This window comes from Streptomyces sp. NBC_01551 (assembly GCF_026339935.1).
Classification (GTDB): Bacteria; Actinomycetota; Actinomycetes; order Streptomycetales; family Streptomycetaceae; genus Streptomyces.
In genome coordinates, this window is record NZ_JAPEPX010000021.1 from 1 (window position 1) to 680 (window position 680).

Genomic DNA, 680 nt, shown 5'->3' on the forward strand with positions numbered 1-680 from the left:
CCGCGCAGCAGCTCCGTACGGTCCGCCGCGACGAGGGCGGCGCGCTGTTCCAGGGCCGAGCGGGTGGTCGCAAGGGACAGGGCGAGGTCGGCGGTGCGCAGGTCCTCGTCGCCGTGGACGCGGGTGTGGAGGCGGCGGGCCTGGGCTCGCAGCGCGTCCTCGCCGCGGGCCGACAGGACCACGGGCACGAACGCCGTACGGGTCGCCTCCGGCTCCGGCGCGAGCTCAGGGGCCTGCGGGGACCCGGGGTCCGGCTGCGGGGCCTGCTCGATGATGGCGTGCGCGTTCGTCCCGCTGATGCCGAAGGAGGAGACGCCCGCACGGCGCGGGCGGCCGGTGTCGGGCCAGGCCACCTGTTCGGTGAGGAGCGACACCGCGCCCGCCGTCCAGTCGACGTGCGGGGTCGGCTCGTCGACGTGCAGGGTCTTGGGCAGGACGCCGTGGCGCATGGCCATGACCATCTTGATGACGCCGGCGACCCCGGCGGCGGCCTGGGTGTGCCCGAGGTTGGACTTCACCGAGCCCAGCAGCAGCGGCTGTTCGTCGGTGTGCTCGCGGCCGTAGGTGGCCAGCAGCGCCTGCGCCTCGATGGGGTCGCCGAGGGTCGTGCCGGTGCCGTGTGCCTCGACGGCGTCGACGTCGGCGGCGGTCAGGCGGGCGCCGGCGAGGGCCTGGCGGAT

Annotated in this window: 1 protein-coding gene; it reads right to left on the minus strand. The window is 75.9% G+C overall.

The features are described from left to right. Positions 1 to 680: ketoacyl-synthetase C-terminal extension domain-containing protein (locus tag OG982_RS30885; protein WP_323139309.1), on the minus strand; the 680-nt coding region annotated here is incomplete at both ends.